Annotated in this window: 10 protein-coding genes; all 10 read left to right on the top strand. The window is 40.4% G+C overall.

Going from position 1 to position 14,978, the window contains the following annotated elements:
* Positions 1-44: 44 nt before the first annotated feature.
* The 10 genes from WAA20_RS05800 (at position 45) to WAA20_RS05845 (ending at position 14,937) form a co-directional block, all read left to right on the top strand.
* The gene (locus tag WAA20_RS05800) at positions 45-2,129 is read left to right on the top strand and encodes an HD domain-containing phosphohydrolase (protein ID WP_073385038.1); all 2,085 of its coding nucleotides are present in this window, start codon (positions 45-47) and stop codon (positions 2,127-2,129) included.
* 87 nt (positions 2,130-2,216) lie between these two features.
* On the top strand, positions 2,217-6,500 hold the full coding sequence (locus tag WAA20_RS05805; protein ID WP_073384845.1) for a response regulator: 4,284 nt from the start codon (positions 2,217-2,219) through the stop codon (positions 6,498-6,500).
* A 28-nt stretch (positions 6,501-6,528) separates the two neighbouring features.
* Entirely contained in the window at positions 6,529-7,287 is a 759-nt protein-coding gene (locus WAA20_RS05810) for a response regulator (protein WP_073384842.1), read from the top strand.
* An 11-nt stretch (positions 7,288-7,298) separates the two neighbouring features.
* Entirely contained in the window at positions 7,299-9,761 is a 2,463-nt protein-coding gene (locus WAA20_RS05815; protein WP_073384839.1) for an HD domain-containing phosphohydrolase, read from the top strand.
* Between the two features lie 468 nt (positions 9,762-10,229).
* Positions 10,230-10,706: a hypothetical protein gene (locus WAA20_RS05820; protein ID WP_073384837.1), complete on the top strand. Its 477-nt coding sequence runs from the start codon at positions 10,230-10,232 to the stop codon at positions 10,704-10,706.
* Positions 10,703-10,981 carry a LuxR C-terminal-related transcriptional regulator gene (locus WAA20_RS05825; RefSeq protein WP_073384835.1) on the top strand — a complete coding sequence of 93 codons (279 nt, stop codon included), beginning with the start codon at positions 10,703-10,705 and terminating at the stop codon, positions 10,979-10,981. Before WAA20_RS05820 ends, WAA20_RS05825 begins: the two co-directional genes overlap by 4 nt.
* Before the next feature lie 162 nt (positions 10,982-11,143).
* A complete protein-coding gene (locus tag WAA20_RS05830; RefSeq protein WP_073384833.1) occupies positions 11,144-12,166 on the top strand; it encodes an NAD-dependent epimerase/dehydratase family protein in 1,023 nt (340 codons plus the stop codon).
* 116 nt (positions 12,167-12,282) lie between these two features.
* The gene (locus WAA20_RS05835; RefSeq protein ID WP_073384831.1) at positions 12,283-12,690 is read left to right on the top strand and encodes a hypothetical protein; all 408 of its coding nucleotides are present in this window, start codon (positions 12,283-12,285) and stop codon (positions 12,688-12,690) included.
* Position 12,691: 1 nt separating this feature from the next.
* Complete coding sequence (locus WAA20_RS05840; protein WP_073384829.1) at positions 12,692-13,861, top strand: HipA domain-containing protein; 1,170 nt, start codon at positions 12,692-12,694, stop codon at positions 13,859-13,861.
* A 182-nt stretch (positions 13,862-14,043) separates the two neighbouring features.
* On the top strand, positions 14,044-14,937 hold the full coding sequence (locus WAA20_RS05845) for a DnaJ domain-containing protein (RefSeq protein WP_073384827.1): 894 nt from the start codon (positions 14,044-14,046) through the stop codon (positions 14,935-14,937).
* Positions 14,938-14,978 lie beyond the last annotated feature (41 nt).

A 14,978-nucleotide genomic window follows, 5' to 3' on the forward strand; every position in this document is an offset into this window, starting at 1 on the left:
CATTTAGATTTGATAAGATAATTAAAAGCGGTTTATGGCAACGTATGTTTTTATCCGGTGTAGGTATCCTGGTGAATGTAGTCTTTGCCTGCATTATGCTTAGGCTCGGACTTCCATTCTATCTCGACACCATGGGTACTATTGCCGTGTCAGCAGCTGTAGGTCTTTTCCCCGGAATCCTTACAGCTGTTGCTTCGAATGCCATCATGGCACTAATACATGCCAATTTTATCTATTTTGGCTTTATCAACGCCATTATCGCGATCCTGACCACATGGTTTGTCAGGAACAATCTCCATAAAAAGATTTCCAAAGTTATCGTTTTTGTCCTGATCATAGCATTCGCCACAGGCATCATCAGTTCCAGTATCAGCTGGTTTTTGTTAGAGGGAGCGCAGGCTGCCAAAAATTCAGAAGCTGTACTGATGCTTTCTTCATCCATCGGAATCCCCATGTTCTGGGCTTATTTTATCTTCACTATTTTTGTCGAAATATTTGATAAGGGCCTTGCTGTTGCTCTGGCGTGGCTAATATTGAAGATTCTCCCGGACGAGGTCAAAAAGCAATTCGAACAAGGAGACTGGAAACAGCGACCTCTTAATAGTGATGATCTTAGTAAATTAAAAGAATGGGGCAAAGGCCTTAATCATTCACTTCAAAAAAGGGCAACTGCCATGCTCATCTTAACGTCTGTCCTTCTTGTTGTCGTTACGGGATGGAGCGGCGTAAGACTCTATTTTTCCAAATATAAAGAAACACTGACAGTTGACGCATACAATTCCCTTAGGCTCCTATCTGAAATGGTCAACAAAGACGATTTAAAGCATACCGTCATAAACACCAATACAGACTCTAAGTATAAGGAGACAGAGGCTCTTATCAAGAAGATCATAGACAGCTTCGAGTCTGTAGAAGCGATACGCCTTGTAAAGTTTGGTGAAAAAGAAGGCAGGGTTATCTTCGAGGTTGAGCCTCAAGAAAGCCTTAATGGCGAGAACGATGCTGTCTTTGAATATGATGATGAGATCATTGAATATATCCCCAATCTGTTAAAGGGAGAAAACATAAATCCCATAGAACATGGCACTATCACTGATTGGAAGAGATCCGTCTTTTACCCGATCACAGATGAAGATGGAGAGTTTATCTGTTATGCCATAGCGGACGTTTCCGTAACTTATATGGCGGATTACATGCAGAACTTTACGCTCAGATTCTTCCTGATATTCCTAGGCTTCTTCATCCTGGTTTTGTCCAACAATATGTGGTTTACCAACATTTGCATGTCTTACCCGATAAGGAGCATGGCCAAGTGCGTGGACGATTTTACACATCTTGGCTACGAGCAGGAGCAGCTTGATGAAAATGTAAAGACCATAAGATCTCTTGAGATTAAGACCAATGATGAACTTGAAAAGCTCTATGATTCCATTTGCAACATGACCCTCAACATTTCCGAACAGATCAGGGACCTTAGAAAGCTTTCGGAAGCAACTTTAAAGATGCAGGACGGCCTTATCATCACCATGGCTGATATGGTTGAAAAAAGAGATTCGGACACAGGCGAGCACATTCAAAAGACAGCTCTTTATGTGAAAATAATCGTCGAAGGTCTTAAGAAAAAAGGCTACTACGCAGAAAAGATAACGCCTAAATTTATGTCCGATGTAGTAAGATCTGCCCCTCTCCACGATATAGGCAAGATCAACATCCCGGATGGAATCCTTAATAAACCGGGAAAGCTCACACCTGAAGAGTTCGAGATAATGAAAACTCACACTACAGCCGGCAAAAACATCATGGAAAATGCCATCAGTACTGTAAAAGGAGAGAACTATCTCAAAGAAGCAAGGAACATGGCAGCCTACCATCACGAAAGATGGGACGGAAAAGGATATCCTGAGGGCCTTCACGGACAGGTCATCCCGCTTTCAGCAAGGATCATGGCTGTAGCGGACGTTTTCGATGCCCTCACATCTCCAAGAGTTTATAAACCCGCATTTTCACTTGAAAAATCCATCAGCATCATAACCGAGGAATCCGGAAGGCAGTTTGATCCTAAGTGCGTGGAAGTCTTCCTTGAGGCGATATCTGATGTGAAGATGGTACTTAATAAATTCAGTTCATGAATGGTTCAGTTTATAAGAAGTTTGGTTCGTAAGTGAGTATTTTATTTGGATTCGTTACAGGCGATTTAGTTTCCAGAGGTTAGAAGCATGCTTAGTTTTTTTACTAAAAAAAATAAATTAGTAGCATCTTCTCTTAGTGTTATTGCCCTTATTGCGTCTCTTTGCGCCATAACGCTTATTGCTGATTGCTTCAGCATAAGTGCTTATGGCAGCAACGTCGAAATGTCCCAGGACGCAGAAGACGCTGCCCTTATCGGCGGAGGCTTTGCTGTAACAGGCCAGTCTTCTTCCCTTGGATATTCTGCAGTTATCTATGATGAAAAAAACGGCCTTCTGACATCAGAAGCCAACTATATCCTTGGTTCCAGTGACGGATACATCTGGATCGGAAGCTATAGCGGTATTTACAGATATGACGGAATAGTTTTTGACAGGATCGACTATTCAGAAGGACTTACCAGCGGAAGAGGACTGTTTGAAGATAGTAAAGGCCGCATCTGGATAGGCACTAACGACAACGGCGTAGTAATGATAGAAGGCGAAAGAGCCACATGGATAACTTATAAAGAAGGCCTTCCTTCATCATCAATAAGACACTTTGCCGAGGATCTTGAAGGCAATATCTATATTGGAACTACAGCAGGAGTCTGCTACGCTGATACAGATCTTAACATACATATCATTGGTGAAGAGCTTTTTGGTAATGAACGAGTCCTTAAGCTTGATTCAGACTCAGCTGGAACTGTCTACGGATCTACCAAGGACGGTACAGTTTTTTCCATAAAAAATAAAAATATAGATAAGGTATATAAAGCAGGTGACCTGTGTGACAGGACCATCACAACTATCCTTGCAGATCCTGCGCAGGATGGATACGTATACTTGTGCACGAATGACGGAACGATCTATCATGGTGAGTTCGGTAAGAAGGCAAAAGAAATGAAGCTTATATCGACAACTCCAATTAAGTCCATTCACTGGATCAGCTATGACTGCGACAGGATATGGATCTCATCAACAAGTCAGCTGGGATATATTGATGAGAGTGAAAGATTCCACCTTGTAGAAAACCTGCCTATGGACAGTGGTATCGAGATGTCCACCTCAGATTTTCAGGGTAATATATGGCTGGCTTCTTCTACTATGGGAATCATGAAGATCATATCCTGCAACTTCCAGGATCTTTCAGTCAGTACGCAGATGCCACAGCAAACAACTAACGCCACCTGTCTTTTGGATGGCAACCTGTATGCAGGCACAGATAGCGGACTCTATATCCTTGACCCTGACGGAAGACTGGTCATCAATAACCTTACAGATTATCTTGATGGTACCAGGATCAGATGCATTAGCGCAGATAGTAAAGACAATCTCTGGATATCGACCTATAGCAACGGCCTTGGACTTGTGTGCTGTTCAAAAGATGGCGCGATCAAGAGCTACACCATGGAAGAAGGCCTTCCAAGTAATGAGATAAGATGCGCAAAAGAGATATCGGATGGTTCTATAGCGGCAGGCACTAACGGCGGACTTGTCATTATTAAGGACGGCCTTGTACAAAGAGTTGTAGGCGCTGATGATGGTATCAAGAATACTATATTTCTGACTGTAGAAGAAGGCGATAACGGCGAGATCCTTGTTGGAACTGATGGCGACGGCCTGTACGTCATAACAGATGAAAGTGTAAGAAGACTAGGGCGCGAAGACGGCCTTACCAGCGAAGTGGTTCAGAGAATCAAAAAAGATGATAAGGAAGACCTTTACTGGGTAATCCTGTCCAATGGTATAGGTTATCTTAAAAGGGGCGAATTTAGTATCGTCAGCACTTTCCCAAATAATAACAATTATGACATGTATAGCGATAGTAACAATAATATATGGATACTATCTTCGTTCGGAGTTTATACTATAAGTAGAGATAAGATGATAGGCGATGCTATAGATGACTATAGGCTTTTTGACCTTTCAAACGGACTTCCATGTAAGCCAACATCTAACTCCTACAGCGCTGTTGATGATGACGGCAATCTCTATTTTGCAGGAAGACAGGGAGTCTGTAAAGTTAACATTGACCACTTTTTTGAAGAGAAAATGATGGTAAAGGCAGCCGTAAAATCTGTATACTGCGGCGATGAAAGGATCCTTATCGATGAGCAGGGAAGATACGTACTACCGGCAACTGATGCGAGAATCAAGATATCAGTAGCCGTTCTTGATTATACAGTTGTGGATCCACAGGTTCATATCTATATGGATGGCAATCTGGAAGATGCCATACAGGTTTCCAAAAGTAAACTTACTCCGCTTGAATATACTAGAATGAAACATGGAACCTATACACTTCACATACAGGTTCTTGCAGGTAGCAACACCTCCGCAATGGTGGATCAGAGCTACATAATAATAAAACAGCCAAAATTCTTTGAACTGATGATATTCAGAGTAATGGGTATAATTCTGACTGCCATATTTACAGGTATCATTGTATGGCGCGTTATGAAGGGAACCGTCATCCGCAAGCAGTACGAAGAGATCAGCAGGGCAAGGGATGAAGCCCAGAGGGCTAATACAGCCAAGACAAGGTTCCTTGCAAATATCTCACATGAAGTCAGAACTCCGATAAACACAATTCTTGGCATGAACGAAATGATCATGAGAGAAGATGCAACAGGCGTTCCAAAAGGATATTTCATGTCCATGATGAACTATGCTTTTGATATAAAAAATGCCGCAGATACTCTTCTTGGTCTTATAAATGATCTTCTTGACATGTCCAAGATCGAGTCAGGCAAGATGCACCTTGTAGAGCAGGAATATGACGTAGCTGAGCTTATAAGAAGCGTTGTATCCATGATAAGGGTCAAGAGTAATGAAAAAGAGCTGACCTTTGATGTGGTAATTGATGAGATCATGCCGACAAAGCTTTACGGAGATGCAGGCAAGATCAAACAGATAGTCCTTAACCTTCTTACCAATGCTGTTAAATATACAAAACATGGAGGGTTCATACTTATAGTATCCCTTAATGAAAGAGAAGATGATAATGCCGATATATCTTTTGTGGTAAAAGATACAGGAATGGGCATTAAACAGGAAGACATGGATAAGCTCTTTACAGCATACGAAAGGCTTGAAGAGCAGAAGAACAGCAGCATTCAGGGAACCGGCCTTGGACTTGATATCTCAAGAAAATTCGCCCAGATCATGGGCGGAAGCCTGACCTGCGAAAGCGTTTATGGTGAAGGCTCTGAGTTTACTCTTAATATAAGGCAAAAAATAGTTGATGATACCCCTATAGGTCTTTTTGTAGAACATAGTGAAGACACAGCAAAAGGGCCTTATGTACCTAAATTCATAGCACCTGATGCAGACGTCCTTGTAGTTGATGATAATCCAATGAACTTAAGTGTTATGAAGGGACTTCTTAAGGCAACCAAGATATTTGTAACTACTGCAGGCAGCGGCGAAGAATGTCTTGAGAAGATGAAGACTACAAAGTTCAACATAGTATTCCTTGATCACATGATGCCCGGAATGGACGGAATAGAAACAATAGGAAGAATCCGTCAAAACGATCCCGATATCCCTGTTTATGCGCTTACAGCTAACGCATCCGTAGGAGAAGAGTTCTATAAGTCCAAGGGATTTACAGGATATCTGGCTAAGCCTGTTGACAGTAAAGCTCTTGAATCAGCTATTATGGAGCATCTGCCTAAGGAAATCATGTTAACTCCAGAAGCGGAAGATGAAGTAGAAGAACTTACTTCTATGCCTGAAGAGTTTAGCTGGCTATATGATATTCCTGAGATCACGGTAGAAGAAGGAATCAAGAATTCAGGCGGCATTTCATCATATATTTTCTCATTAAAGCTTTTCCTTGAGACCATCGATGGAAATGCCAAAGTCATAGGCGATGCTTATGATGCAGGAGATTTAAGACTATATACGATCAAAGTCCATGCTCTTAAGAGCTCTGCAAGGATCATAGGCGCACTGGGATTCTCCAAGATATGTGCCGATCTTGAGGAAGCGGGCAATAAGCAGGATAAGCAGTTCATAGATCTTATAAATGCAGATATGCTCACAGAATACCTGTCTTTTAAAGACAAGCTATCAAGACTTGAATCTAGCCAGAATGCAGCACAGGACAAGGACAAAAAAGAAATCGATCCTTCTGAACTTGAAGATGCATACAGCGCTCTTAAGGATGTTATACCGCAGATGGACTATGACAGCGTAGAACTGATACTTAATAATCTCAAGGAATACAAACTTCCTGAAAAAGATTCAGAGATAATTGGCAAACTCGGAAAGATGCTCAAAGCATTTGACTGGGATGGTATGGAGACAATAATAGGAGAAAGGAGTTAATCGGAGATTAACTCATGTGAGGCTTAAGATGGCGGAGAATCAGACGATCGTAATTGCATTAAAAGAATCTTTTATAGTGCGCGTGCTTGTGGGTAAGACCAGGGACGCGGGGATTTCGTGCGAATATGTGCCATGTATCATAAACGAGATATTCAAAAAGCTTGATGACTCGTCCATGGTCACACTCTATATGGATGAAGGCGATATTCCAGGAGATGATATCCTGCATTTTCTTGTGGACAAGCTTAGTGAAAAAAGCATGCAGATGATCCTTATTGGAGAGCAAAACGACCTGCAGCAGGTATCAAAGCTGATTCCTGGTGATCTTATCTACAGCGTTTTTTCCAGACCTGTTGATAATGCCACCTATGTTAATACTATAAAGGACTATTTTACCAAAGTAAGACTGGGTGAGTTCAAAAAGAGCATCCTTGTAGTTGACGATGACCCCAACTATCTTGGAATAGTCAGAGAGTGGCTCAAAGACAAGTACAAAGTGTTTATGGCTAATTCAGGTCTTCAGGCGATCAAATGGCTTGGCAAAAACAAAGTTGACTTAATCCTCCTGGATCATGAAATGCCTGTTACAAGCGGACCTCAGGTCCTTGAAATGCTAAGAAGTGACGAAGAGACCAAGGTCATCCCTGTCATGTTCCTGACAGGTAAAGGCGATAAGGAAAGCGTTATGAAAGTTGTAGCCCTTAAGCCCGAAGGGTATTTTCTGAAGACGATACAAAAGGATGAACTTTTGGATAAGCTTGAAGAGTTCTTTATCCTGCATTCATAAAAAGGTGTTCTATGTTTGAATTTATCAGAGAAAACCAACTTAATATAATGCTTGTTCTCTGTGGAAGTTGCGGAATACTGGCTCTTTTACTTTTGATCACGAGATTCCTTTCCAAAAGGAGAAAATGGATACTTATCCTGATGGAGCTTACAGCCATGTTCCTTTTATGGTTTGACAGACTTGCCTATATTTATGCAGGTGACATAAGCCATAAGGCATATTATATGGTGCGCTTTTCTAATCTGATGGTCTTCATTCTGACTCCTACCATAGTCGTTGGCTTCAACCTGTTTATATGCGACTATCTGTCGGCTGAAGGAAAGCTTTCTCCACTTCCACGAAGGCTTATTATCGTCAATATCATGTCTGTCATGGCGATGCTTATGGCGATAATCTCAGCATTTACCGGTCTCTATTATACTTTTGACCACAACAATTTATATCAAAGAGGAGACTGGTTCTTTATTTCCTATATAATTCCCTTAATAGGCCCGATTATTCAGTATACGGTCATAAGAAAGTACAAAAAGCAATTTAGCAGGCTTATCTACGTGTCCATGGTCATATATATATTTGTTCCCATTACCTTCGCTTTGATACAGTTTTTCGCTTACGGTATCTCTATCGTGAATATGGCAATGGTACTGGTATCAATAAGTCTTTATATATTCACTTATCTTGATATTAATAACACAGTTGAGCACGCTCATCAGATCGAGATTCAGGATATGCAGGGGGAAAAGAGACGAATGGAACGCCTCTTTGACCAGACGGCTAAGGCCTTTGTATCTGCAGTTGAGCAAAAAGATGACTTCACTAAAGGTCATGCTGTAAGAGTTGCGGAATATTCACAAAAGCTTGCGAAGCTTGCCGGCAAGAGTGAAGAGGATTGCAAGAAAGCCTACTATGCAGGCCTTCTTCATGATGTCGGCCTTATTGGTATTCCCGATTCTGTCATAAAGAATGGGGCAGATCCCACGCAGCTTGACTTTGAAGCGATCAGACAAAAGCCTGTCCTTGGCAAAGAAATCCTGTCAAACATTACAGAGTACCCATATCTTAGCCTTGGCGCCGGTTACAGCCATGAACGATATAACGGAACAGGCTATCCTGAGGGCCGAAAGGGAGCGGATATCCCGGAGATCGCCAGAGTGGTAGCTGTTGCAGATGCCTATGTCACCATGACCAGTAAAAAGAGATACCGCGATGCAAGACCTGACTTCGTTGCAAGAGAAGCCTTTGTAAAAGGAGCAGGAGCTGAGTTTGACCCTCTTTATGCAGGACTTATGGTAGGCATCATTGATGAAGAAACCAGTAGGAAGAGTCATGATGATATATCACTTGTAGAAAAAAAGCTTATCTGCGGTGAATACAGGGACAAGGTATCCCTTGGCATACCTGTGGGAAGCGCAATAACAAATATATCTTTTGACAGTAGTGAGGATATCGTCACAGAAGGACAGTTTACCGCTCCTTCAATTATCATATTTGACTCTTTTGACAGACGTATACATAAAGATGCAAAAGCTATAGAAGCATATAAGTATCAGGAATTTTGTGAAGTATGGTTTGACGGCCATGTTGTAAATACTGCTGCACGGAAGGTGTCTGTGAGTGTTGTTGACGGATCATCAGATGGAAAACTGGTCAAAGAAGTACAAGAAAAAGGAATACATGATACATCTGCTGCAGTATACAAGAAAATAGCTTCAAGACATGATACATCTGCTATAGGTTACGAGAAAAATGCTTCAAGATATGAGATAGCTGCTGCGAGATATGAAGATCACATAAAACTCAATATGAAGAGCCCAGGCGGAACAAGAGAAATCGTTATAGCTTTTAGAGACGGTGCAACATCTCTGTATATTGGCATAACCGGCGAACACTGCAAGATAAGTGACATTGCCATAGAACAGACAGATGAGATCGTTGACGCTTCATATATTCCGAGAATTGCTGATGAAGTTAGCTATATAGATCACTATGAATCTGATATCAAGAATATTCAGATCAACCAGACTTGCTCTGCATATACAGAAGGTATAGAACTTGACAGAGAGATGAAACTGATATTCCACAGCGTAAGTCTTCCTGTAGCAAGCTTTATCTGGCACTGCCCGTATGTAGTTATTTACAGCTCAGGTGATGGGCGTATTAAGGGTGAAGATTACCATGAGTATGCTCTGATAAAGCTAAATGGAGAAATTGAGTGCACATCTGACTATTCTGATAATAACTTTATAATGAAAAAGAAAGACACGTTCCCTGGGTGGGATACGTGGAAAGAGAAGAACAAACAAGGCGTTGAAAGCACAGTCAGCTTCCAGAAAAAGGGTAACCGAATCATAACCAAGACTGAAAATATGGGAATCTACATCGAATGCACCACTAATATCAAAGATAATCCCAGTAAAGTATACGTGGCCCTCACAGGTGATCGCTGCGCCCTGACAGATATTCGAATCAGATAATGGGGGCTTTGCCTATTCCTGAGTAGGGTGGCAGTTACTAAATGATTTTTTGGTCATGAAAATTTTATAAAATTCAAGGCATGATATCTGGAGATTTCTATTCCCAGGGTCCGAAACTCGCTTCGCTCAGACATGCGGACCCTAAGCGGGAATATAAATCTCCATCTACCATACTCTTGAATTTAATAAAATTTTCAAAGACCATAAAATCATTTAGTAACTGCCACCCTGCTCAGGAATATTCAAGTTGTCGATGATGCTTTTGGGGGTTATTGCGCATTTTATTTCGCACATATAATGCAATGAATTCGTACGTATAACACGTTTTGTTCCGCTTCCTTTGAACAGTAATCTTAATGTGTGCAATAATCCGTAAAAAGGTACTATATAATTCCGTATGAGCATGTGATAAGGTCAAGATAGGAATAGCTATTATATGTCGAATTTGTCAGATAAGGAGCGATTGTTATGAAGAGAAATATTAGATTGGTCTTGATCGGAGAATTGATACTGATTATTGGAATATTTGTTTTTAATATATTTATGGGCAGTTGGGGATTGGCGGCTATTGTATGGTTTATTGATCTGCCGTCATTGTTGTTAATATTGCTTGTGCTGATTCCGGGGCTGCTGATCATGGGAGAGTGGAAGGATTTTATAAGGGCGTTTTCGGTTGGAATAAAGCAGTATAGTCTGTTGCAGCTCAAGAATATAATTGAGGCTGTTGACGCGGCACAGAAGCTTACTATATTTGGGGCGCTTTTTGCGATATTCATTTCGGGGATGCTGATTCTTGGCAGATTGGATGATCCGAGGCTTATAGGTCCTAATTTGGCAGTATGTCTTCTAGCAGGGTTCTATGCTGTCATTATTGAGTTTTTGCTTCTGCCGCTAAGGCTGAATGCGGAACGTAAGATGAATGAAGAGATGGATTTAGGCGAATGATGAAGATTGAGATAACAAAGGAACAATATCTCAAAACTGCTCAGAAATTCGGCTTAACCAAACGTGAGTTGGAACTGGGGTTTCTAAAGGTGTCCGGATTTTCTAACAGAAGGATAGCATATATGTTCGGAATCTCAGAACAGACTGTCAAAAATCATTTTACTCATATTTACGAAAAGGCATGGGTTCCGGGGAGGAAAGAATTTCAGGAGTTGTTTACGGCGAAATCGTCAAATGAAGATGTAGTATGTGATAATCATAATTCTCAGAAATAGAAATTTAAAATTGGAAATATTAAATGCAAAATTAAAAATGGGGAAAAGATAGAGATTTTTGATAAGTGGGGGAATGGTATTATTGATATAGTTGATAGTATCTAGAGATGACATCGGTGCCAAAAAAGGGTGGTGCCTGTCATACATAAGGAGGGTTAATAAATGAAGGCATTATTTATAGGCGGTACAGGAACTATAAGCATGGGAATAGTCAGGAGACTTTCTGAGGATCCTTTGTGGGAGGTATATCTTTTAAATAGGGGTAATCGTAATGCTGAAGTTCCGGCAAATGTCAAACAGATAACTGGGGATATCAATAACGAAGAAGATATACGTGCAAAGCTTGATGGTATGGAGTTTGATGTAGTTAGCGACTTTATAGCATTTGATGTAAAGGCGGTTGAACGTGACTACAGGCTGTTTAATGGCAGAACGAAACAGTATATTTTCATAAGTTCAGCATCTGCATATAATAAGCCTGCAGCACATCATGTGATAACAGAGGGAACAACTCTGGCTAATCCTTATTGGGAATACTCCAGAAACAAGATAGCCTGTGAAGAATATCTGCTTGGCAAGTACAGAGAAGAAGGCTTTCCTGTAACTATAGTAAGACCAAGTCACACCTATGATGAAAGAAATATTCCGTTAGGAGTTCATGGAAACAAAGGTTTTTATCAGGTTATAAGGCGTATGCAGCAGGGTAAGCAGGTTATCATTCAGGGTGATGGCTCATCATTGTGGGCACTTACTTTTAATAGAGATTTTGCGGTTGGATTTACCGGTCTTATGGGTAACAGACATGCTATAGGCGAAGCTTTCCAGATAACAGGAGATGAGATCCTTTCCTGGGATCAGATCTACAGGACAATAGCAGATGCTCTTGGCGTAGAGCTTAAGCCATATCATGTATCTTCCGACTTTTTGAGCGAGGTTGGAGCTAAGTATGGCTACGATTTCAGGGGCAGCCTTCTTGGTGATAAGTCAGTATCTGTTATCTTTGACAATAGTAAACTTAAGAGGCTCGTACCACAGATGACCACAACAATTCCTTATCATAAGGGAGTCCGCATAGCTCTCGAGTATGTGCTTGCACATCCTGAAAAATATGAAGAAGATCCTGAATTTGATGCATTCTGCGACAAGGTTATCGAAGCTCTTGAAGCAGCTAAGAAAAGCGTTTGATGTATAAAAATTCAGATGAAGACAAAGCTGAATTAACTATATTGACACTTATGGCATGTATAGATACACTATAAATATAGATATAGTGTATCTATATTTTTGCGAGGTGAAAAGATATGGGCGCGATTTATACAGAAGCACAGAAAGAGGCAACGCGAAGATATGTAAGTTCTACTGATCAGATCAGAGTTCGTACGGATAAAGGTAATCTGGACTTCATAAAAGCTCATGCTGAGGCTATGGGCGAAACTATGGGCGAATTTGTGAATAGAGCGATTATGGAAGCAATCTATCGCGATAGAGGAGAAATTCTTATTGAAACTACTCATAGCGACGAATATGACATCTCCGGAAGACTTCTTTTGTCGGGTGATGACCATTATGAAATAGATTACATTGTTGATGGAGTCAGGAAGATTAAGAAGTTGGAAGAGCAAAAAGATGTTCCGAGTAGCTTTGTTTCAGACTATGCCTGGATGTCTCTGGAAAATGAATACGAAAATGAACTGTTAGGTGGTGAGTGATATGGCAATGTTTACTCTGATGCGAAAAAATGAAGAAGTAATGATGCTTCAGATCGGCGTGGATGGAAATATTATCAGATTAGGAAAGAAAGAAAACATGGCTCTTATGCCACTCCAGAACAGAACAAGTCCAAGGGGCGTTATAGAGTGGTGGCGAGATCGTGCTATTCCGATTAAGCAAGGTAAGATAGAGAAAATGCTTAGAGACAATGGCATTGAGACTACAGGCCTTTTTCTTACGCATAATCTGGGGCTTAGTTTGACTGACTATTACTGGATAAGGCCTTTGGGGACAGATCTTACTTGGGAAAAGGTAAACCTTTTTGACAATGATTTCAAGGAAAACCTTTTGCTTGGGAAAATTAACTATAATGACAATGAGACTTTGGAGTATCAGCCTAATTCCTCTCTTCAGGGTAATCTGGAGAAGACATGGATCATTGACGGTGGTATTAGGAAGCTTGTTAAAGGTAATCATGATATTTACTCCAGTGAGAGCATTAATGAAGTTATCATAAGCAAGGCAATCAAAGCTCAGGGCAAGGATGCGGTGCAATATTCATTGCTTCATATAGATGGCAAAAACTATGATTTTGGTTGCATTTCAGAATTATTTACATCTCAAGAGAAAGAACTGGTTTCTGCATACGCGGTAATGACTAGTGAGCAGAAACCAAACAATCTTTCTAGATATGAGCACTTTATAAATGTTTGCGAGAAAAACGGACTGGACGGAGATTCTGTCAGAGAGTATTTGGAGTTTGAAATCTTGATAGATTTTATTTTCAGTAATCGTGACAGACATCTGACCAATATATCCGTTTTACGTGATGCTAATACTCTTAAATTCATATCCATGGCACCAATCTATGACAGTGGGAAGAGTATGCTTGTTGGAAGGGATATAGTTCCTGTGACAGATAAGTACGTATTGTCTCAGGATACGCAGGGATTTAAAGAAACAGAGCTCGAATTGCTTAAATATGTACAGAATAAGAAGCTTATTGATGTGCAACTATTGCCTAGTCCGGAGTATATCAAAGAGATGTATCTTAAGGATTCACAGGTTAGTGAAGAGAGAATTTCCTTTGTGCTTGAAATGTATAAAAGGAAAATAGATATGTACGAGAAGTTTGCAGCTGGGGAAAACTTGAGCCAGATAAGATTTTGAACCATATGTCATAAAGCTAGAGAATATGGAGTATAAGCGGTGAAGTATAAAACTATTAGCACCATCTTATGTTCAGTCATTTTGATGAAATAATACTGGGGTATGAGAGTTATTGCGGAGTGTGAATATGAGACTTTACTACGAGTTTCTTAAAATAGAAAGAGACAAAAAATATTATTCGTATGACACTAAAAGAAGCCTATAAGATTCTTGGCATATCTAAAAAGGATGATGACCGGAAGATAAAAACAAAATACAAAAAGCTTCTCATTATGTATCATCCGGATTCTGATCCATCTAGGAAAAGAAATCCGGATGACGATGAAAAAATAAGACAAATCATCGAAGCGTATAAAAAGATCAAAGAATCCGAAGGAAAGCCTGTTCTCGATACCTATGAGTTTACCTGGGATGCTATTGAGAATAAGTCGGCATTTTCGGAAAGAAATATCTACGTTCAGTTCAAAATGTATGATGAGGAGTTGCCATTATCCAAGATGGCTCGAGGTAGATTTGTCTGGGATCCGGATATGGAAGAGTTCAGCTTGTTTTCAAAGAGTGTGCTGGAAGCCTGTAAGGAAGTCATAACAGATTATGATGTTATGCCTACAGCAGACAGGATAAAAGATATCTTTCATCTCATGATGCAAGAATATGTTCTTCCGGCTGATTCGGCAAGAAAGATTGGTAAGCTGGTTCGAGAAGATAAGGATAATGAAGTCTATCAATTTAATGGATATATTAAAAATAATATATTAGATATAAAAGCTCTAAGCCTGATCATTGGAGAGCCTGCGAGCATCGTCGTTAAGGATGAACGTGCTGTAGCCTGTGAGATAGTGACTGGCAAAAAGATAGGAGACATATCCTTTGATCAGGACGAACTGTATTATGTTTTGCTTCCGCTTTTAAAAAATCCGCAGATTGAAGCTCATAGCATTCTTAAAAAGATTGAAAACAGTCGCCGAGGCAGCAACCTTGTGAAGGTCATAATAGAATTGGCGCTGCCAAAGAGGCTGACGGATATAGCTGTTTCCAATGATATGCTTATAAAGCAGTTGTTAAAAGAAAAATGACAATAGGTAAATTGAAGCATTTGCTTGTAATCTGAAAAGAA

Source organism: Butyrivibrio fibrisolvens, assembly GCF_037113525.1.
In the GTDB taxonomy this organism is placed as follows: Bacteria; Bacillota; Clostridia; order Lachnospirales; family Lachnospiraceae; genus Butyrivibrio; species Butyrivibrio fibrisolvens.

Excerpts from the sequence above, each read along its gene's own strand:
- WAA20_RS05800 (WP_073385038.1), top strand. The coding sequence starts at position 45 with ATGTTTTTATCCGGTGTAGGTATCCTGGTGAATGTAGTCTTTGCCTGC.
- WAA20_RS05805 (WP_073384845.1), top strand. The coding sequence starts at position 2,217 with ATGCTTAGTTTTTTTACTAAAAAAAATAAATTAGTAGCATCTTCTCTT.
- WAA20_RS05810 (WP_073384842.1), top strand. The coding sequence starts at position 6,529 with ATGGCGGAGAATCAGACGATCGTAATTGCATTAAAAGAATCTTTTATA.
- WAA20_RS05815 (WP_073384839.1), top strand. The coding sequence starts at position 7,299 with ATGTTTGAATTTATCAGAGAAAACCAACTTAATATAATGCTTGTTCTC.
- WAA20_RS05820 (WP_073384837.1), top strand. The coding sequence starts at position 10,230 with ATGAAGAGAAATATTAGATTGGTCTTGATCGGAGAATTGATACTGATT.
- WAA20_RS05825 (WP_073384835.1), top strand. The coding sequence starts at position 10,703 with ATGATGAAGATTGAGATAACAAAGGAACAATATCTCAAAACTGCTCAG.
- WAA20_RS05830 (WP_073384833.1), top strand. The coding sequence starts at position 11,144 with ATGAAGGCATTATTTATAGGCGGTACAGGAACTATAAGCATGGGAATA.
- WAA20_RS05835 (WP_073384831.1), top strand. The coding sequence starts at position 12,283 with ATGGGCGCGATTTATACAGAAGCACAGAAAGAGGCAACGCGAAGATAT.
- WAA20_RS05840 (WP_073384829.1), top strand. The coding sequence starts at position 12,692 with ATGGCAATGTTTACTCTGATGCGAAAAAATGAAGAAGTAATGATGCTT.
- WAA20_RS05845 (WP_073384827.1), top strand. The coding sequence starts at position 14,044 with ATGACACTAAAAGAAGCCTATAAGATTCTTGGCATATCTAAAAAGGAT.